15 protein-coding genes are annotated in these 18,888 nt (G+C 67.1%); 5 read left to right on the top strand and 10 right to left on the bottom strand.

From position 1 onward, the window contains the following. Positions 1 to 242 precede the first annotated feature (242 nt). The gene (locus tag ACIQC9_RS02175) at positions 243 to 3,275 is read left to right on the top strand and encodes a TonB-dependent receptor domain-containing protein (protein WP_400611973.1); all 3,033 of its coding nucleotides are present in this window, start codon (positions 243 to 245) and stop codon (positions 3,273 to 3,275) included. A gap of 71 nt (positions 3,276 to 3,346) precedes the next feature. On the opposite strand, the gene ACIQC9_RS02170 is transcribed toward ACIQC9_RS02175, so the two are convergent. Beyond that, the gene (locus ACIQC9_RS02170; RefSeq protein WP_400611972.1) at positions 3,347 to 3,988 is read right to left on the bottom strand and encodes a DUF2799 domain-containing protein; all 642 of its coding nucleotides are present in this window, start codon (positions 3,986 to 3,988) and stop codon (positions 3,347 to 3,349) included. 84 nt (positions 3,989 to 4,072) lie between these two features. On the opposite strand from ACIQC9_RS02170, the gene ACIQC9_RS02165 reads away from it, so the two are divergent. From ACIQC9_RS02165 to ACIQC9_RS02155, 3 genes are read left to right on the top strand one after another with little or no spacing between them, the layout of a single operon-like run. Beyond that, positions 4,073 to 5,056, top strand: coding sequence for an RluA family pseudouridine synthase (locus tag ACIQC9_RS02165; protein WP_400611971.1), 984 nt, complete (start codon positions 4,073 to 4,075; stop codon positions 5,054 to 5,056). A 9-nt stretch (positions 5,057 to 5,065) separates the two neighbouring features. Then, positions 5,066 to 5,371 carry a GNAT family N-acetyltransferase gene (locus tag ACIQC9_RS02160; RefSeq protein ID WP_400611970.1) on the top strand — a complete coding sequence of 102 codons (306 nt, stop codon included), beginning with the start codon at positions 5,066 to 5,068 and terminating at the stop codon, positions 5,369 to 5,371. A gap of 43 nt (positions 5,372 to 5,414) precedes the next feature. After that, positions 5,415 to 6,416 (top strand): ThuA domain-containing protein, encoded by a 1,002-nt coding sequence (locus ACIQC9_RS02155; RefSeq protein ID WP_400611969.1) that lies wholly within the window; start codon positions 5,415 to 5,417, stop codon positions 6,414 to 6,416. On the opposite strand, the gene ACIQC9_RS02150 is transcribed toward ACIQC9_RS02155, so the two are convergent. Beyond that, positions 6,334 to 7,926 carry a DUF5605 domain-containing protein gene (locus ACIQC9_RS02150; RefSeq protein WP_400611968.1) on the bottom strand — a complete coding sequence of 531 codons (1,593 nt, stop codon included), beginning with the start codon at positions 7,924 to 7,926 and terminating at the stop codon, positions 6,334 to 6,336. The genes ACIQC9_RS02155 and ACIQC9_RS02150 overlap by 83 nt on opposite strands. 273 nt (positions 7,927 to 8,199) lie before the next feature. On the opposite strand from ACIQC9_RS02150, the gene rpoH reads away from it, so the two are divergent. Beyond that, positions 8,200 to 9,084 carry an RNA polymerase sigma factor RpoH gene (rpoH, locus tag ACIQC9_RS02145; RefSeq protein ID WP_400611967.1) on the top strand — a complete coding sequence of 295 codons (885 nt, stop codon included), beginning with the start codon at positions 8,200 to 8,202 and terminating at the stop codon, positions 9,082 to 9,084. A gap of 13 nt (positions 9,085 to 9,097) precedes the next feature. On the opposite strand, the gene ACIQC9_RS02140 is transcribed toward rpoH, so the two are convergent. The 8 genes from ACIQC9_RS02140 to ACIQC9_RS02105 all read right to left on the bottom strand — a co-directional run bounded on the left by ACIQC9_RS02140 (position 9,098) and on the right by ACIQC9_RS02105 (position 18,886). Next, complete coding sequence (locus ACIQC9_RS02140) at positions 9,098 to 9,895, bottom strand: PleD family two-component system response regulator (RefSeq protein ID WP_400615354.1); 798 nt, start codon at positions 9,893 to 9,895, stop codon at positions 9,098 to 9,100. Positions 9,896 to 9,986: 91 nt separating this feature from the next. Continuing rightward, entirely contained in the window at positions 9,987 to 11,282 is a 1,296-nt protein-coding gene (locus tag ACIQC9_RS02135) for an adenylosuccinate synthase (protein ID WP_400611966.1), read from the bottom strand. Between the two features lie 82 nt (positions 11,283 to 11,364). Next, positions 11,365 to 12,513 carry a phosphoserine transaminase gene (locus ACIQC9_RS02130; RefSeq protein ID WP_400611965.1) on the bottom strand — a complete coding sequence of 383 codons (1,149 nt, stop codon included), beginning with the start codon at positions 12,511 to 12,513 and terminating at the stop codon, positions 11,365 to 11,367. Between the two features lie 7 nt (positions 12,514 to 12,520). After that, positions 12,521 to 13,435, bottom strand: a complete 915-nt coding sequence (locus ACIQC9_RS02125) for a DnaJ C-terminal domain-containing protein (protein ID WP_400611964.1) — start codon at positions 13,433 to 13,435, stop codon at positions 12,521 to 12,523. Positions 13,436 to 13,500: 65 nt separating this feature from the next. Continuing rightward, positions 13,501 to 17,172 carry a glycoside hydrolase/phage tail family protein gene (locus ACIQC9_RS02120; RefSeq protein WP_400611963.1) on the bottom strand — a complete coding sequence of 1,224 codons (3,672 nt, stop codon included), beginning with the start codon at positions 17,170 to 17,172 and terminating at the stop codon, positions 13,501 to 13,503. After that, positions 17,173 to 17,604: an NlpC/P60 family protein gene (locus ACIQC9_RS02115; protein WP_400611962.1), complete on the bottom strand. Its 432-nt coding sequence runs from the start codon at positions 17,602 to 17,604 to the stop codon at positions 17,173 to 17,175. Continuing rightward, positions 17,601 to 18,254 (bottom strand): DUF2163 domain-containing protein, encoded by a 654-nt coding sequence (locus ACIQC9_RS02110; RefSeq protein WP_400611961.1) that lies wholly within the window; start codon positions 18,252 to 18,254, stop codon positions 17,601 to 17,603. Before ACIQC9_RS02110 ends, ACIQC9_RS02115 begins: the two co-directional genes overlap by 4 nt. Before the next feature lie 2 nt (positions 18,255 to 18,256). Next, positions 18,257 to 18,886 (bottom strand): TIGR02217 family protein, encoded by a 630-nt coding sequence (locus tag ACIQC9_RS02105; RefSeq protein WP_400611960.1) that lies wholly within the window; start codon positions 18,884 to 18,886, stop codon positions 18,257 to 18,259. Between the last annotated feature and the right edge of the window lie 2 nt (positions 18,887 to 18,888).

Raw genomic sequence — 18,888 nt, 5'->3', positions numbered from 1 at the left:
CAACGCTGGTTGCTAATGCAACCGGTATCAAATGCCGCGACATAAAGGCTCGCCTCTTCTTGGGTTGGGCCAGTGTTATAATTCATGAGTGATGAAAGCGTAACAGTACGGAACCAAAATGTCGCAGAACTGCCATTATCATTGACCGGCGAACGATGATCCCTGACTCTCCGCCGCATCTCCACTGACTTCGGTGGGGGGGACAGGCCCTGCCTGTGTGCCGTTCTCAGGAGAACTCCACTTTGACCCGAACCCAGTTTCGCAACCGCCTGCTCGGCTCGACCATGATCGGCGGCCTGACGGTCGTCGCCGCCTCCTTGGCCATGACGTCGGCAGCCCAGGCGCAAAGCACCCCGCCGCAGGGTGAGCCGACGCAGGATCCCGCAACCCAGGTTGACGACATCGTCGTCACCGGTTCGCGCATCGCCCGTCAGGACTATGTGTCGACCAGCCCGATCGTGACGGTCGGTCAGGAAGACTTCCAGGACACCGGCTCGGTGACCATCGACACCCTGATCAACGACCTTCCGCAGTTCGTGCCGTCGATCAACTCGACCTCGAACAACCCGTCGAACGGCGGTCAGGCCAACATCAACCTTCGTGGTCTGGGCACCCAGCGTACGCTGGTTCTGATGAACGGCCGCCGCGTCGTTCCGTCGAACTCGGACGGTACGGTCGACGTCAACATCATCCCGACGCCGCTGATCCAGAACGTCGAAGTCATTTCGGGCGGCGCTTCAGCCGCCTACGGTTCGGACGCCCTCGCCGGCGTGGCCAACTTCATCCTCAACGAGCGCTTCGAAGGCGTCCAGTTTGACGCCCAGTACGGCGTCACCGATCGTGACGACGGCGCGACCGAGGCCTACTCCATCACGCTCGGCGGCAACCTCGCCGACGACCGGGGCAACATGGTCCTGTCGGTAGGCCGCTCGACTCGCGGCCTGATCTACAACCGCGACCGCGAGTTCTCGTCGATCTCGGGCGCCTCGGCCGCATCGCCGCTCGGCAACGCGGTGTTCGATGCCGGCAACCAGCCGTCGCAAGCCTTCCTGAACACGACCTTCGGCACGCCGACGGTCTGCCCGATCCCGAGCAATGCCAACGCGCCTTGCGTCGCGCCGGGCGGTTCCTTCGGCTTCAACCAGGACGGTTCGGTCTTCAGCTACACGCTGAACCGCAACTTCAAGAGCCCGGGCGGCATCGAGTACGACGGCTTCAACGTCGCCGGTCAGGGCAGCTTCGCCTACAACACCGGCCCACTGAACTATATGCAGCTGCCGCTCGATCGCTGGAACGCCTACGCTGGCGCCAGCTATCGACTGAGTGACGCCGCTGAAGTCTACGGCAACCTGCTCTTCACCCAGTATGAGTCGGCCAACGAACTGGCGGCCACGCCCGCCTCGGCCGCGACCGGCTTCCGCGTTCCGTCGACTAACCCATTCATCACCGCGGGTCTGCGCAGCCTGCTGAACGCCCGTCCGAACCCGGCCGGCTCGTTCCGCCTCGACAAGCGCTTCACCTCGCTGGGCGGCCGTCGCGCGACGGAAAACTACACCGTCTATCAAGGCACCGTCGGCGTTCGTGGCGATCTCGTCGGCCTGCGCGACTGGACCTACGACATCTACGCCCAGCAGGGCCGGATGGAGCGGGTCACCGTCCAGACGGGCAACGTCTCCCGTTCGGCGGTCCAACAACTGCTCGACGCGCCTGACGGCGGTCGCACCCTGTGCGCCGGCGGCTTCGACTTCGAAGGCGACAACGCCCTGTCCGCCGCTTGCGTGGCCTTCATTGGCCGCACCTCGCAGAACGTTACGACCTACGAGCAGAGTGTCGTCGAAGCCTCGCTGCAGGGCGGCCTGCTGACCCTGCCCGCCGGTGAAATGCGCTTCGCCGCTGGTATCCAGTACCGTCAGGACGACTACGACTTCCGTCCGGACGCCTCGCTGGCCCGCGTCAATCCGACGACCCCGCACCTCGGTGCGAACGGTCTGCCGGACGGCGGCAACGTCGGCGGTTCGGAAATCGCCGGCTTCAACCCCAGCCAACCGCTGTCGGGCGTGACCAACTCGGTCGAGTACTTCGTCGAAACCCTGGTGCCGCTGATCAGCGACGTTCCGTTCATCCAACAACTTGATCTGACGTTGGGTTACCGGATCTCGGACTACAACACGGTCGGCTTCCTCGACGCCTACCGCGCTGATCTGGAATGGCAGGTGTTCGACATGCTCCGCATCCGCGGCGGCATCCAGCACTCGGTCCGCGCTCCGTCGATCGGCGAACTCTATGCGCCGCTGAACACCAGCTTCCCGGCCATCGGCGCCGTGACCACCGCCAACGCCGGCGATCCCTGCGATACGCGCAGCAGCTACCGGAATGGCGCCAACGCCGCTGCGGTTCGCGCGCTGTGCCTCGCGCAAGGCGTGCCGGCTTCGGTCATCGACACCTACACCTACGGTAACAACCAGGTGGGCGGCGTCACCGGCGGTAACCCGAATCTCGAGGAAGAAACTTCCGACTCCTTCACGGTCGGCGCCGTCATCACCTCTCCGTGGAGCAATCCTTGGCTGTCGGGCATGTCGGCCTCGGTCGACTATTATGACATCACCATCGACAACGTGATCGCCGCCATCGGCGCCGCGACCCAGCTGCAAGGCTGCTTCAACGCGCAAGGCCAGAACCCGACCTACGATCCGAACAACGGCTACTGCCAGCTGTTCACGCGCGATCCTCTGTCGGGCAACGTGTTCGAGGCTCGCGAGCTGAACGCCAACCTGGCCCAGCTGAAGACCTCGGGCATCGACGCACAGCTCGACTGGCGTCTGGTCATGGGCGACATCGGCCTGCCGGATTGGGGACAGCTCGACATCAACGTTGTCGTCGGCTGGCTCGAAAACCGCGAACGTCAGGACGTGCCGAACGGTCTCTACACCGACCGCACCGGCACCATCGACAGCGTCTTCGGCAACACCTTCCCGGAATGGAAGGCGCTGACTTCGATCGGCTGGAGCAACGACGGCTTCGGCTTCGGCGTTCGCTGGCGCCGCATCGGCGAGATGACCCAGTTCAGCACCACGAACGAGATCCCGTCCAAGGACTACTTCGATCTCAACGCCAGCTGGGCCATCAACGACACGGTGTCGCTGCGCGCCACGGTCAACAACCTGACCGACGAAGAACCGGCGATCTACGCGCCGGGCGTTCAGGCCAACACCGATCCGTCGACCTACGACACCCTCGGCCGCCGTTACTCGGTCGGCCTGACGGCTCGCTTCTAGACGACAGTCAAAGCCCACAGACGAAAGCGGCCGATGGAAACATCGGCCGCTTTTTTCTTGTCAGGCCCCTGTCACCAGTAGCCGTAGATGTCGCGGAAACGGTAGCGGACATCTTCCGCCTGGCTCCGGGCGTATTCCAGATCGTTCTCCGCCGATCTCAGATCGCGGCGCGCATCGCGTATCTCCTCCCGAACTTCCCGGATGCGGTTGCGGATTTGCTCACGCTGCGCATCGGTCAAGCCGTCCTGCCCGAGCTCACGTTCCTTGTCCGCCAGCTTGTCCTGCCGATCGGACAGTCTGCCCTCGGCCGAGCTCACATTGCTTTCCGCCGTCGAGAGCGCGGACTCGGCGGTGTAGACGATCTGGCCATCCCGGTAGGCCGGCAAGAACGACCCTTCCAGCTCGGCCGGACAGACGCCGCGATATTCCGAGCCTCGCCGACCGAACTCGAACCCGCCCTCGACCGTGCAATACCGCCGAAGCCCGTCTTCACGCGCCGAGAAATAGGCCCGCTCATCCGGGACCACGCCCACCTTGGCGCAGGCCTTGGCGTGATCCTCCAGCCGGCTCATCAGCAAGCCTTCAGCGCCGTCCTTCAGACCTTGACCGCCCCAGTCGCCGGCCATGCACTGGTCTTCGCTCATCGTCGCGCAGCTGCTCAGCAGCACCGCCCCCAACCCGACCGCCGCCCCGGCGATCACCAGCCTCAACATCGTCTTTCCTCCCGTCGCCCGCATGGACCCTTGTCCCCACGGCTACGCTACGTGCTAGATCGACACGTGTCAGATGAACCGATCATGACTGACGAGGACGATGCAACGGTCCTCACCGCGCGCATCGACGAAGCTGGCGTTCGCGTCGACAAGGCGCTCACCAAGGCCTTCCCCGAGCTGTCACGCGCCCGACTTCAGGCTCTTATCGTCGAAGGCGCGGTGACCCGCGACGACCAGCCGGTCAGCTCCGGCTCATCGAAGGCCCTGCCCGGCCTCTATCAGGTCGCTATCCCGCCGGTTGCGCCCGCCGATCCGCAGCCTGAAAACATCTCGCTGACGGTTCTGTTCGAGGACACAGACCTGATTGTGCTCGACAAACCCGCCGGTATGGCCGCGCATCCCGCGCCGGGCAATGAGACCGGCACCCTCGTCAATGCCCTGCTGGCCCACTGCGGCGACAGTCTGTCCGGCATCGGCGGCGTCGCCCGTCCCGGCATCGTCCACCGTTTGGACAAGGATACATCCGGCGTCATGGTCGCCGCGAAGTCGGATCGCGCCCATGCCGGCCTGTCCGCGCTGTTTGCGACCCACGACATCGAACGCACCTACATCGCGCTGACCCGCGGTGCGCCCGATCCTGCGAAGGGTCGCATCGAAACCCTGATCGGCCGCTCATCCTCGGATCGCAAGAAAATGGCGGTCCTCCGCTCCGGCGGACGGCAGGCGATAACAGACTATGTCGTCCAGCAGACCTTCGGCCAGCCCGCGCGCGCCGGAGGTCCACCGCTGGCCGCACGCGTCGCCTGCACCCTGCATACGGGCCGGACCCACCAGATCCGCGTCCATCTGGCGTCCAGAGGCGCACCTATCCTCGGCGACCCGGTCTACGGCTCAGGCAGCCCGTCGATCCCGGTGCGCACCGCGATCGCCGAGGCCGGCCTGACACGTCAGGCCCTCCACGCCGCCGTGCTGGGCTTCGTTCATCCCGTCACCGGCCAGAGTCTGCGGTTTGAAACCGCGCCGCCAGCCGACATGCGCGACCTCGAACACCTGCTTGCTGAACTCTGAGAAACACCCATGACCGATTCCGACATTCGCAACGACACAGAGGCCCACCGCTACGAACTGGCCATCGGCGACCAGATGGCGATCGTGACCTACAACCTCTCCGACCCCAACCTGATGATCACCGAAACGCTCGTGCCGGAAGCGCTTGAGGGGAAGGGCATCGCCAGTCGACTGGCAAGGCACGTGATCGACGACGCGCGCGGCCGGGGCTTGCTCATCCTGCCGGTATGCCCCTTCTTCTCCGCATATCTGCAGAAGCACCCGGAGCACGCCGATGTGGTTCACCCGACCTACCGAACGATCCTCGGTCTCTAGGCTCCCGTTTGCGACTCTCGTCCTTATCGGCTTTCTCCTCGTCATGACTGGGCCGACCTCGGCCGCTGCGGAGCCCATCCGGGCGCTCTACCTTTCGCAGTCCGTGGGCTTCGTCCACGAGACGGTCCGTCGGCCAGAGGGCGGCTTGTCCCTGTCCGAGATCGCCTTGCAGGATATGGCGCGAGATAGCGGCGCCTTCACGCTCGAGCTGACGCAGGACGCCCGCGACATCACGCCTGCGCGACTTGCACAACTGGATGTCCTGATCTTCAGCACGACCGGCGCGCTGCCAATCGATCGGGCCACATGGGACGCCATCGTCGCCTGGATCGAGAGCGGGCGTGGCGGCTTCGTCGGCATCCACAGCGCAGCCGACACCTCGCTCGCGTTCGAGGGGGGAGAGGCCGCCTGGACTGCCTTCCTGGGTGGTCGCTTCGACGGTCATCCGTGGACCGAAGGGACGCCCATTCGCCTGTCGACGATGGGACCGCCAGTCGGGCTCGCCACAAGCTGGCCGAACGGGACGCGGTTCGCCGAGGAGATTTATCAATACGCGGGATTCGACCCGTCGCGCGTACGCGTGCTCCAGACGCTCGACATGGGTTACGGCCCGCTCCGTCGGCCCTACCCAGTTCCCGTCACATGGATCCGCCAGATCGGTCAGGGGCGGCTCTTCTACACCAACCTCGGCCATACACCGTCGACCTGGGCCGATCCCCGCTTTCACGACCAGATCGTCAACGCCATCCGTTGGGCCGGCGGTCGCGTCACCGTCGAAGCCGCACCCAATCCAGAGGCTCAGGACGCCTCGGCCGTCATGGCCTTCTCCGCTGCGGAAGGCCTGCCACCCTACGCCGGCAATCCTGCGGACATCGCCGAGGAAATCCGCGACCTGCAAGGTGTCCACCCCGAGAAGCGCGACGGCGACGCCCGGGCATGGGACGATGCGCGTGCCCGGCTGATCAGCCGTTTTCCACCCGCGTCACCCGGACAGCCATCCACTGTCGTGCGGGAAGGGCGATTGTGGGCCGCTCCGGGTCGCTGAAAAAGTACCGGGTATTCGGCTTCTGTCGCATGACGAACTCACCGGGAACCGGTTCGATCGTCATGTTCCATGTGTCGATCAAGTCGACCTTGAACCGCTCCCCGCCTGTCAGGTCGTCGCGCGGCAGGTCGACCGCCCATTCCGTCGGCGCCTCGTCCCCGAAATATCGCAGGTAATACCGGCCCGGGACGCCGCCCAGGTGCTGTTCCCACCATTTGTCGATCGGCTCGATTCCAGGCGTCGGCCCCGCCTCCATGATCGACTTCAGGAACGCCAGCCGGGGCGCGCTCTCGCCTCTCAGCTCGCCGCCCTCACCCAGCCAGAAGCCACCGCCGGGCTCGGTCGGCAGGCATTCGCTATGGCCGACATAGGTCCCGGCGATCAGCCCGTGCCAGAACGCCCTGACCATTTCCGGACCTGTCAGGTCGCCCCAACGCTCGTTCAGCGAGCCTTCGTAGCAAACCTCGTCAAAGATCACGGCCTTCTTCCAGACGCTGCGATAGGTCTCCGCCCGAGCGTCATCCAGCACCGCCGAGCCGTTCTGGATGCTGGAGTGCGTCACCCACGGCTTGCCGTTGTCGTACAGCGTCCGCCAGTTGTGGATCGACCTCGGCCGCCCATAGGGATCGGCCTCGCGCACGATCTGGAACAGCCGATCCCAGTCCGCCTCGGTCTTGGTTTTCAGAATATCGAATTCATTGGCCAGCGACCACCAGACGTTCCGGTACGCCGCCAGCCTCGCCACCACATAGCGCAGGTAGGCCTCGTCTACCGCCGCGCTCATCTCGTCGAAACCGTACTTGCCGTCATAGGGATGGAACAGGATCACATCCGCCTGAACCCCCAACGCGCCCAAGGCCGCCACCGACGCCTCCAGTCGCTGGAAGAAGGCGGGATCGAAGCGTGACGCATCCCAGTCCCTGTCCGCTTCTCCCGTTCGCGCGAAGGGCAGAGGTCCGACGTTGGTTTTCAGCGATGCGTTGGGAAACACCGCCATCCGCATCTTGTTGAACGGCGCCCGCCGCATCGTCTCCAGCGTCAGCCGGCGCATGGCCTCCGGCTGATGGGTCCAGCCATAGCTGGTTGTGCCGATCTGACGGAACGGCGTCCCGTCCGCATGGGCAAAGTGATAGCCGACCACCGAAACGGGGCCGTGGTTGCCGTTCGATGGCGCCGTAACCGTGAAACGGCCTTCACGCCCGTTCATCAGCGGGGCGTTGCTCTGCGTCGTCCATCTCCATTCTCCTGTATCCGGCGGGGAGAAACGGACGCGATACACGCCGTCGCCGTCGTAGAAGCCCGGCGTCTCGATCGCTGTTCGGCCCTGCGTGAACCGGGCGCTCACCTCGATATCGGCGAAGGGATTGCCTTCCTTGGGCCCCTCCAGAGCAATTTCGTGCAGGCCCCAGCGCTCAACGCTTTCCGCCGCTTTGGCCACGTCTCCGATCAACGCTGATCCCGCCAGTCCTCCGGCGACCGCTATCGCCTCCCGCCGTGAAATCCGCGCCATGCCCGCCTCCCGATTGTCTACCGGTGTCATAGCGCGCAGCAGGAGATGGTCAAAGCGAGTAAGTCTTGATTAAAGACCCACTCTGGACTATATGAGCTCTCGTTTGGTGCAAGTGGCGCCCGGGCAACGGTCACGCTTTCGTGTGACGATCCGCCTCTGACGAAGTCGGAAACCCGTTCCTATTTGCATCATTGAGGGGTGAGGCGTCGGCGCACATATCGTGGCCGTCTCCGTTGGACCCGCTCGTTTGATACGGTCGGAGGGACCAGACTAATGGCTAACAGCACGCTCGCGGTAATGTCGCCTGAACAGGGACTGTCGCGCTATCTTACTGAAATCCGCAAGTTTCCGATGCTGGCGAAGGACGAGGAGTTCATGCTCGCCAAGCGTTGGACCGAGCACCAGGACCCTGAGGCCGCGCACCGCCTCGTGACCTCTCACCTTCGTCTCGTGGCCAAGATCGCCATGGGGTATCGCGGCTACGGCCTGCCGATCGGCGAGGTGATCTCAGAGGGCAACGTCGGCCTGATGCAGGCGGTCAAGAAATTCGATCCGGACAAGGGCTTCCGCTTGGCGACCTACGCCATGTGGTGGATCCGCGCGTCCATCCAGGAATACATCCTGCGCAGCTGGTCGCTCGTGAAGATGGGCACGACCGCCGCGCAGAAGAAGCTGTTCTTCAACCTTCGCAAGGCCAAGAGCCAGATCTCGGCCTTCGAGGAAGGCGACCTGCATCCCGAACACCTCTCCGCCATCGCCACCAAGCTTGGCGTGTCGGAAGAGGAAGTGACCAACATGAACCGCCGTCTCGGCGGCGACGCCTCACTGAACGCGCCCCTCCGCGCTGACGGTGAAAGCGAATGGCAGGACTGGCTCGCCGACGACACGGCCGTCTCGCAAGAGACCCAGCTGGCCAACGACGAGGAAAAGTCGATCCGCATGAGCCTTCTGCAAGAGGCCATGGAGGAGCTGACTGACCGTGAGAAGCACATCCTGACCGAGCGCCGTCTCAAGGACGATCCGGTCACGCTTGAAGAGCTGGCCGGCCAGTACGGCGTCTCGCGCGAGCGCGTTCGTCAGATCGAGGTCCGGGCTTTCGAAAAGCTGCAAAAGGCGATGCGCGCCGCTGCCGAGGAACGCAATCTGGTCGACGCCTGACTTCGGTCAGGCGTCAGCCGGCGCGTTTCAGCTGTTCCACCGGATAGAGCGCCAGCAAACCCTGGATCGGGGCGGTCAGGATATCCCGCGTCACCGTCCCGGACGCCATCGACACCTCAAGAGCGCCAACGGCGACGGCCAGCTGGCTGTCGGCCGTCTTCATCGCCAGCGCCTTCAGCTGCGCGGCCTGCTCACGCACGGCCCGCACGGCCTGCGCCGGATCTGCGTCGAACTGGTCAAGCGCGGCGGTCAGAATGCGCATCGCCTGATCGCGCGTATTGGCGACCATCTCGCCCGCAGAGCTGTTCCGATCGTTCTTGCGCTTGGCCGGCCCGTTGTATTCGCCTGAGTTGAACCGTCGGCGATCCGGCCCGACATAGCCCACGCCCTCGATCCAGTCGCGCGGCTTCAGCGCCACGTTCTCGACACGCCTGAACAGGTCGGAGCTGGTGAAGGGCTTTCTCAGGAACTCGTGAACGCCCGCGTCGCGAGCGGCCTTGATCGTCGTCGCGGTCGCTTCCGCTGTGACCATGATGATCGGCGCCCGCCGACAGGCCAGCACCGAGCGGCGCAGCGACCGCGTCAGGCTCTCGCCATTCAGGTCCGGTCCCGAATACTCGGTGAACACCAGACTGGGCTCCAGCGAGGTCGCCATGCGCATAGCCCGCCCCTCGTCCGGCTCGATCGCGACATCGCGCGATCCCATGCCCTTCATGATGTCGAGCAGCAGCTTGGCCCCATGCGGATTCGGATCGACGATCAGCACACGGCGGATCGTCGGTTCGATCTTCGCGACAAGGCGGCGATCCATGGCGAACAAGGGTCGTTCTCCGGCGGCGTCCGGCTTTCCTCCGGGACCTGCCGAAATCATAGCCCGTGACCGTTAAAGGCCGGTTGACCCGTTAACCCTGGAAGGGATCCCGCATCAGGATGGTGTCGTCCCGTTCCGGGCTGGTCGACAGCAATGCGACAGGCGCGCCGATCAACTCCTCGATCCGGCGCACATATTTGATCGCATTGGCGTTGATGTCCTTGAAGCTGCGCGACCCGGCGGTGCTCTCGCTCCAGCCTTCCAGCTCCTCGAACACCGGCTCGGCGGCCGCCTGATCCTTAAGGCTCGAGGGCAGATAATCCAGCACCTCGCCGTTCACCCGATAGCCCACGCAAATCTTCAGCGTTTCCAGCCCGTCCAGCACGTCGAGCTTCGTCAGCGCGATCCCGTCGATGCCGTTGATCGCCACGGACTGCCGCACCAGCACCGCATCGAACCAGCCGCACCGACGCGCCCGCCCGGTGTTGACCCCGACCTCACGCCCCACGGTCGCCAGATGCTCTCCGACCGCGTCGTTCAGCTCGCAGGCGAAGGGCCCCTCGCCCACCCGCGTGGTGTAGGCCTTCACGATCCCCAGCACGTAGCCGACGCCCCGCGGCCCAAGCCCGGAGCCGGCCGCCGCCTGTCCAGCGACCGTGTTCGAGCTGGTCACATAGGGATAGGTGCCGTGGTCGACGTCCAGAAACGCGCCCTGCGCGCCCTCGAACAATACCCGCTTGCCCGCCTTCTGGGCCTGATCCAGCACCCGCCACGCCGGCTTCACGTAGGGCAGGATCTGCGGCGCGATCTCCAGCAGTTGCGCCAGCAGCGCCTCCGGATCGATCGGCTCCAACCCCAGCCCCGCCCGCAAAGGATCGTGATGCGACCGCAACCGATCGATCTTGATCTTCAGATCATCGGCATTGGCCAGATCGCAGACCCGGATCGCCCGGCGCCCCACCTTGTCCTCATAGGCCGGACCGATGCCCCGCCCGGTCGTGCCGATCCTGGCCCCCGGTGCGCTCGCCGCCGCCTCACGCGCCACATCCAGCGCCGGGTGGATCGGCAGGATCAAACAGGCGTTGTCCGCGATGGTCAGGATGTCCGGCGTGATCGCCACGCCCTGCGCCGTGATCTTCTCGATCTCGCCGATCAGGTGCCACGGATCGACCACCACGCCGTTGCCGATGATCGAAGGCTTGCCCTGCACCACGCCCGACGGCAGCAGCGCCAGCTTGTAGACCTTGCCGTCTACGACCAGCGTATGGCCCGCGTTGTGGCCGCCTTGGAACCGCACGATCACATCGGCGCGGTTCGACAGCCAGTCGACGATCTTGCCCTTGCCCTCGTCGCCCCACTGGGCGCCGACCACCGCCACGTTCGCCAAGGTTCGTCTCCGCTGCCCGGGATTTCGGAATGCGGGCGCAGCCTATAGCCGGGGAATCGGCGGATGTCCCGCCGTGGCCGGATTATTCCGCCATCGCCGTGGCGAACGCCCAGTCCAGCCATGGCGTCAGCGCTTCGACATCGGCGACATCCACGGTGCAGCCGCACCAGATGCGCAGCCCCGCAGGCGCATTCCGGTGCCCCTCGATGTCGAAGGCCGCGCCTTCGTCCTCGACCATAGCCTTCATCCGCGTCACCACCTCGCGACGCTCATCATCGTCCATCGCCTCGACGCGCGGATCGACGATTTTCAGGCATACCGACGTCGTCGACCGCACCGCTGGCTCGGCCAGATAATCGACCCAGTCCGTCCGCTGCACCCATGCGTCCAGCGTCGCAGCGTTCGCGTCCGTCCGCGCGATCAGCCCGTCCAGTCCGCCGACCGACAGCCCCCACTCAACCCCGTCGATCCAGTCTTCCAGCGTCCAAAGGCTGAAGGTGTTGATCATCGATCCGGTCGCCAGCGTCCGATCAAACCCCTTGCCGTCTCTCAGTCTCAGCACCTTCGGAACCGCCCGCGGCGGCTCATAATCATCCAAACGCTGGATCGCCCGCGGCGACAGCGCCGCCACGCCCAGCCCGGCCTCGCCGCCCAACGCCTTCTGGAAGCTGAAGGTCACGACATCCAGCTTGTCGAAAGGCAGGGCCATGGCGAAAGCGGCCGAGGTTGCGTCGCAGATCACCAGCCCCTCGCGATCCGCCGCGATCCAGTCCGACCCCGGCGCCCGTACGCCCGAGGTCGTGCCATTCCACGGAAAGACTACATCCTTCTTCGGGTCGACCCTGGACACGTCCGGGAACTGGCCCCACGGCGCCGTCAGCACCTCCGGCTCCAGCTTCAGGTGCTCGACCGCGTCGGTCGCCCACACCTTGCCGAAGTTCTCGAACGCCAGCACCTGCACGGGCCGCTCGCCGAGCATCGACCACATGGCCGCCTCGACCGCCCCCGTGTCCGAGCCCGGCACATAGACCAGCGCCCAGTCGTCCGGGACCTGCAGCAGTTCGCGCGTCAGCCTCAGCCCGTGGGCGAACCGCTCCACCACCTCCGGAGCACGGATGCCGCGCCCCAGAAGATCATGCGGGATCGTCTGGCTTGACCAGCCCGGGCGCTTGGCCGTCGGCCCAGACGAGAACCACGGCCGCGCGGGCTTCACATTCGGCTTGTTCGCCATTCTCGCCTCAGTCCCGGAAGGGCTTGATCGGCCCTTCGTCCCGCACAGTTTCCGCCAGCCGTGTCAGGCGGTCGTCGCCCTCCGGCAGCATGATCATAAGCTTCGCCAGCAGATCGCCACGTCGCCCGTTCTGGAACGCCCCGCGTCCCTTCAGTCGCATCACCTTGCCCGAGTTCGATCCCTTGGGAATGGTCAGGCTGACGGTACCTTCGGGCGTCCGCACCGGCACCTTGCCGCCCAGCACGGCGTCATACAGAGCCACTGGCTGATCCATGGTCAGGTCCGCGCCATCCCGCGTGAACACCGGATGCCTGGCGACCTTCAGCTCGATCAGCGCATCCCCCGCGGGCCCGCCGCGACCCGGTGCGCCCTGTCCCTTCAGGCGGATCGTCTGCCCGTCGCCCGCGCCCTTGGGGATGGCCACGTCCAGCGTCCGTCCGTCCGAGAACTGGATCCGCCGCGTCGCACCCGAGATCGAGTCTTCCAGACTGATCTCCAGCATTGCCTTGACGTCCTGACCCCGGCCGACGCTTCCGCCGCCAAAGCCGCCACGCCCGCCGCCGGGTCTCGCCCCACCGCCAAACATGCCGCCGAACAGTTCGTCCAGATCGATGTTCTCGAAGCCGGCCTGCCCGCCGCGCGATCCAAATCCGCCGCCCGCGCCCTGACCGAACGGATTGCCGCCCCGGAACTGCTCGCGCCCGTCGGCGTCGATCTCGCCCCGGTCAAACTTGGCCCGCTTCTCGGCGTCGCCCAGCAGGTCGAACGCCGCCGTTACCCGCTTGAACCGCTCGTCGGCCTCGCGATTGCCCGGGTTCTTGTCAGGATGCAGCTCCTTGGCGAGCTTGCGGAACGCCTTCTTGATCTCGTCCTGGCTCGCCCCGCGCGCAACGCCCAGTTCCTTGTAGGGATCGCCCGCCACGTTCCAGTTCGCTCCGTCAAAAAGTCCAGAGCGTCAGTTAGGCTATCCGGCCGGGTCCGCCAACCTTATCCCAGCGCCAGTCGCGTCTCGGAGCCCCAACCATAACCGTCGCCCCATTGTGCGACATCGACCATCGCCCCTGAAACACCGCCCGGGAAATCCGCCGAAAGTTGCTCCGCGGGATAGATCGCTCCCGTTCCCTCGACCTCCCATGCCTGCACCACGGCCTCCCCGGTCAAAACCCGTACCCGAAACCGTAGAGGATCGCGCCCGGCCGGCTCGCCGTCCCAGCGATCCCCGTCGATCCGCGAGCGCGCCACCCAGCTCAGGTCCAGCCCGCCGTCCAACCTTGCCTTCGCTCGCAGGTGCGCTGGCGCCCAAGGCCGCGCCTGCACTCCGGCCGCCGTAAACATCACCTCCGCCACGCCCGCTCCGCCCGCAGGCTCGCCCGCCGGAGCCGCGCGCCAGACCAGCGGCAGCCCGCGCTCACTTGTAGCCAGCTCCGCCCGCGTCACCTGCGCGTCCAGCAGTACGGCCAGCGCGCCTGCCTCGGCGCCGGCCTCGTGCGCCTCGTCTGTCCCTTGTTGAGCTCTCAACAGACCGGTCAGCCGCCATGTCCCCGCCGAGATCAGCGTCGCCGCCCGGTATTGCACCACCTCCCACCCCGCAGCCGTCTCAACGGCCACAGCATTTCCACCCGCGAACACCGCCGTATCCGCCCGGGTCTCCGGCGCCTCTCCTTCAACACGGATCATCAGCGCATTCGCCTCATCCCAGCGCCTGGTCACGCCGCGCGCCAACGGTTCGACCAGCGTCCCTACCGTTGCCGGTTCCCGCGCCTCGCCCCGGACGGTCAGCGCCTCCGCCGTGGGCCCGGCCCACAGCCGCACCGCCCGCCACGGCTCGCCCGCGACCACCGCGATGGGCCGTCCGTCATCCTCGCTCCCGATCAGAGGCGGCAGCTCGATGATCCGGAAAAGCGGCGTCCCGAACACCGAGGGTGTCTCCCCCGCGCCCGGCCCGCCCGGATCCTCGCCGACCACCACGGCCGACACCGGCTCCAGCATCGCCGTCGGCGTCTCGTCCAGATCGATCCGCGCCACGCGCCAGTCGCCCCCTTGCCCCTCAACCGTCACCACATCGCCCGGCTCCAGTCGCAGCGCCTCAAGCGGTCCCAGCGCAACAGTCAACCGCTCGCCGTCGTCCTCCAGCGCCCGCTCCGCCGCCGCGCGCGCGACCGCCCCGGAACAGACCGCCGGTACATCCAGATCGACCCCGCCGCCCTCGCCGTCTCCACGCACGACCACCGCGCCGGTCTGGTAGTCGTCATATCCGTCAATGAACCGCACCCGCGCCGAACCCGGCCGCGCTTCCAGCACCCGCTCCGCCTTTAGGCTCCCGCCCTCCTCCGGCAGCGCCATCGCCTTTTCGGCAAGCTCCAGCACCGCCGCTTCGTCACCCGACACCGCGACCCTGCCGGCCCGCTCCGCCGCTGTCAGACCCAACGCACCCAACAAGGGCTCCAGCGCATCCCGCGTCCGCATCGGTCGATCGATGACATAGCCCGCCACTTCGGCGCCCACGGCTCCAATCGCGAACTCATCGTCCTCCAGCCCGCCGCGCCGCAGGATTTCCGCAACCAGATCCCGCGCCTCACCTGACAGACGCCCGTTCAGCCAGTGCCCACACCGCCACGCACTGGCGTCAGCCCAGACCTCGGATCGCCCGGGAAACGCCGGCCAGGGCCTCGCATCCCAGCACCACGCGTCCGCCGCCTCCAGCATCGGCTCGCCATAGACCGCCGACACCGGATTGTTCACAGGCTCCGCGAAATGCCCCAGCACCGCCTCCAGCGCCCGCCTCTGCATGCGGTCGTCCCGCGCCCCGGTCGAGTGCGGCGGCAGCGCATTCTCCGAACTCTTCGGATCCTGAAACAGGTTCGGCGCATTGGCCCCGCGATCCACAGCCGCGCATCCGAACTCAGTCAGCCGGATCGGCTTCATGCCGGGGACCCACGCCGTCGGCGTGCCGCTGCGCACCCCGCCCGGCCGGTCATGGTGCGCGTTCGACCACCAGCCCTTCAGGTCTTTCGGCCGGAACACCCAGTCCTCGCCGTGCGCCCCGTCCGCGATCGGCGTCCGCACCTGCGCCGCCCGATCGGTATCCGAAGCATAGTACCAATCGAACCCCTCGCCGCCCGCGACCTGCGCCGCCAGATAGTCAGGATCGTCCGCGCCGGAATAAGTCTCAGCGTCGAGTCCGCCGTCTCCGCCACGCCAGTCCCCCAGCGGCGGATACCAGTCGATGCCCACGTAATCGACGTTCGCATCGGCCCACAGCGGATCGAGGTGAAACAACCGTTCCCCGTCCCGCTGGAACCCGAAATACTCCGACCAGTCCGCGGCATAGGACAGCTTCACATCCGGCCCGACGATCGCCCGGCACTCCGCCGCCAGCGCCCGGAACTGCGCCACCGCCGGAAACCCGCTGTCCGCCCCGCGCGTCCACGTCAGCTCGCGCATCTCCGACCCGATCAGCAGCCCATCCGCGCCCGTCTCCGCCGCCAGCACCGCATAGTGCCGCGCCATCCGCCGCAGACCCCAGCCGTCCGCCGCTCCGAACATCGCCGCCACATCAGCCGCCGCTTGCGGACCGTCCCGACCGCTTACTCGACCGCGCCACGGATAGCCCTCGCAGTCCATGAACACGAACGGGTACAGCGTCACCTCAAGCCCGCGCCGCTTCAGCTCCACCACGGCCTGCCGCACGCTTTCGTCCGAGGGCGTCCCGCCGTACGCCGGACCACCCCCGCTCTCGCTGATCAGATGCGCATCGCCGCGCCCCAGCCCGGCCGCCGACCAGACCAGCGGCTCTGTCGGCTTGTCTCTCCGCTCCACGCCCGGCCGCACCCGACAGTGCGCCGCCCGTACGTCGTCTCCGAACCAGCCGACCACCAGACTGACCCGCTTCAGGTTTGGCGCCTGCGCCTGCAACTGGTCCAGAGACACGACCAGATCCGTGGCCCCGCCCGCCGCGTGCACATTCTCCGCCGCCGATCGCGTCAGGCCCTCGCGCCGCATCACCGCCTCGGTCGCCAGCACGAACTCGCCGGCGCCGGGGATCAGGCACACGCCCTCCAGCCGATCCTCCAGCCGCCCCTCGCCCCGCGCCCGCCGGAAGACCTCGAAGCTCAACTGCGGAACCCGGTTGCCATAGGGCGCCAGCGGCAGGTCCTCGAACACCACATAGGCGACCCCGCGATACGCCGGCGCATCGCCCTCCACCGCCTCGATTGTCGCATCCGGCGCTTGATCCCCGCCGCCGCGATGCACCCGCATCGTCACCCCTGACAGGTCCATCGGCCGCCCGTCGGCCCACACCCGACCGACCCCATCGATCTCGCCTTCGCAAAGGGCCACGGCGAAGCTCAGCGAATAGCCGTACTCCACTGTCCTCGGCCCGCCCTTGCCGCCGCGCGAGGTCGTCCGGCTCTCCCGGAACCGCGCCGCCCAGATCACATGCCCGGTCACTCGCGCCCGCCCCGCGACCCAGGCCAGCGGCGCGCCTTCCGCCGTGCCCTGGATCTTCAACCCGTCCAGTCTCGGCCCCCGCTGCCGCGCCGGCTGCAGGCTGGAGATCACGCGCTGGTCGATCGCGCTGCCGATCATCGATCCGATGACCTGTCCGACCGGGCCGCCCACTGCGGCGCCGACCGCGCCCAGAACCACCTGCGCCATCTATCCTCCTGTCGGCCAGCGGAACGCGGCGACCATCCGCCCGCGCCACCACTCGCCCATCCAGCTCTCGACCACCGCCCGGCCCCAGTAGGCGTGGATCATTCGTCCTGCGCCGCCCGTCTCGCTGACGATGGCGCAATGCTTCGCCGGTGCGCCCGCCGCCATCCGGAACAGCACCACATCGCCCAGCCCGACGGCCTCCAGCGGGATCTCCACCAGCCACCGCCGCGCCGCCTCCAGCAGCGTCTCCTCGCCCCCGACCTCGGCCCAGTCCGGCGCGTACGGCGGCAGACTCTCGGGCTCCTCACCCATCACCGCCCGCCACACGCCGCGCACCAGCCCCAGACAGTCCGCCCCCACGCCCTGCAGGCTCGCCTGATGCCGATAGGGCGTCCCCAGCCAGCGCCGCGCCTCGTCGACCGCCGCGCTCACCTCCGGCTCCCGCCGTCGTTCCGCCCGCCCTCGACCGGAACAGCCGTCAGAAAATCGTCGCCCGGAATGTCCGGAAAGCCCTGAAAGTTCGCGCCGTTCGCAAAGGTCCCGATGCAGGTCGAAAACCGCTTGTCGCAAACCGTCCCCGGGAACGCCTCGACATCCACCCGACACCGCCCGTCGCCCAGCACCGCGTCGCAATCCCGCCCGAGGGTTCGTCCGACCACCCTCTCCAGCTTCGCAAGCGGTCCTTCCAGCTCGGCGCTGAATCCCGCGCCCTCTCGCCGGATCTTCGCCAGTCGCCCGACCCACAGCCGCACCCGAAGCTCCGGCCACCGCCAGTCCACGCGCCACAGCTCGACCCCGGCCCGGTCGTACTGCCCGGCCTCGACATCCGCGTCTGCGATCGCCGCATCGTCCAGCCCGCCCGCGACCGTCGCGCTCCCCGCGCCCAGCCCGACCGCACCTTCCGCCGCGCCAGCCGTCCACCCGCTCGCCGCGCGACATACGACCTCGCCCAGATCCAGATCGCGGTCGTGATCGGTGAAGCCCATCGCCACGCCGTCCGCCCGCCTCAGCACCCAGGCATGGCAAAGCGTCGCCGCCCCGCTCTCCATGCGGGCGGCCATCTCCTCCGGTATGTCGCGCACAGTTAGACCCTCACCTCGATCAGCGGCACGGCCGCCATCCGACCCGCCTCGAAGCTCTCCAGCGTCACCTCGATCCGGTCCGCGTCGAAGCGCACCGGCGTGTCGAACTCGAACCCCGCCGTCACCACCGCGCCCTCCGCCGGCGCCGTCGCCAGCGTCACTCGACCTGTCGCCGTCTCGACCGCAAAGGCCCCGATCGCCAGCTCGACGCCATCGATCGCCATCCGCACTGTCCCCGAAACCGGTTTGGCGATCGTCCGCTCGACCGCGTCCACGCCTTCGCCGTATCGCCTGATCAGCTGGAAAACCGTCCGCGCGCCGTCGCCGTCACCCACCACCTGATCCGTCGGCTCCACCGCCTGCCCCGGTCCGCCCGAGCGCCAGTCCGCGAAGTCCCGGAACCGGAACCCGTACAACCGCCCCCGGCGCGCCTCGAAGAAGTCCGTCAGCGCCGCCATGTCCGCCAGCGACCTCAGGTTCGCCCCGATCAGATAGCGCCTGCGCCCCATCGCCCACGGCGTCGACCGCCGCTCGAAGCCAGAGCCCAGCGTGACGATCTCCGTCCGCCGCTCGACCCCGCCCGTTGATCCGAACGCCAGCCGTGCGGGCAGGCGCACCTCGTGAAAGGCCATGG

Source organism: Brevundimonas sp. NPDC092305, assembly GCF_044755415.1.
In the GTDB taxonomy this organism is placed as follows: domain Bacteria; phylum Pseudomonadota; class Alphaproteobacteria; order Caulobacterales; family Caulobacteraceae; genus Brevundimonas.
The sequence above is the reverse complement of the archived record's forward strand: the minus strand, read 5'-3'. Positions and strand labels throughout refer to the sequence as shown.

What these genes read in the sequence shown, in the direction of transcription:
- ACIQC9_RS02170 (WP_400611972.1), bottom strand. Translation starts at nt 3,988, where the DNA reads ATGTTGAGGCTGGTGATCGCCGGGGCGGCGGTCGGGTTGGGGGCGGTG.
- ACIQC9_RS02165 (WP_400611971.1), top strand. Translation starts at nt 4,073, where the DNA reads ATGACTGACGAGGACGATGCAACGGTCCTCACCGCGCGCATCGACGAA.
- ACIQC9_RS02160 (WP_400611970.1), top strand. Translation starts at nt 5,066, where the DNA reads ATGACCGATTCCGACATTCGCAACGACACAGAGGCCCACCGCTACGAA.
- ACIQC9_RS02155 (WP_400611969.1), top strand. Translation starts at nt 5,415, where the DNA reads ATGACTGGGCCGACCTCGGCCGCTGCGGAGCCCATCCGGGCGCTCTAC.
- ACIQC9_RS02150 (WP_400611968.1), bottom strand. Translation starts at nt 7,926, where the DNA reads ATGGCGCGGATTTCACGGCGGGAGGCGATAGCGGTCGCCGGAGGACTG.
- rpoH (WP_400611967.1), top strand. Translation starts at nt 8,200, where the DNA reads ATGGCTAACAGCACGCTCGCGGTAATGTCGCCTGAACAGGGACTGTCG.
- ACIQC9_RS02140 (WP_400615354.1), bottom strand. Translation starts at nt 9,895, where the DNA reads ATGGATCGCCGCCTTGTCGCGAAGATCGAACCGACGATCCGCCGTGTG.
- ACIQC9_RS02130 (WP_400611965.1), bottom strand. Translation starts at nt 12,513, where the DNA reads ATGGCGAACAAGCCGAATGTGAAGCCCGCGCGGCCGTGGTTCTCGTCT.
- ACIQC9_RS02120 (WP_400611963.1), bottom strand. Translation starts at nt 17,172, where the DNA reads ATGGCGCAGGTGGTTCTGGGCGCGGTCGGCGCCGCAGTGGGCGGCCCG.
- ACIQC9_RS02105 (WP_400611960.1), bottom strand. Translation starts at nt 18,886, where the DNA reads ATGGCCTTTCACGAGGTGCGCCTGCCCGCACGGCTGGCGTTCGGATCA.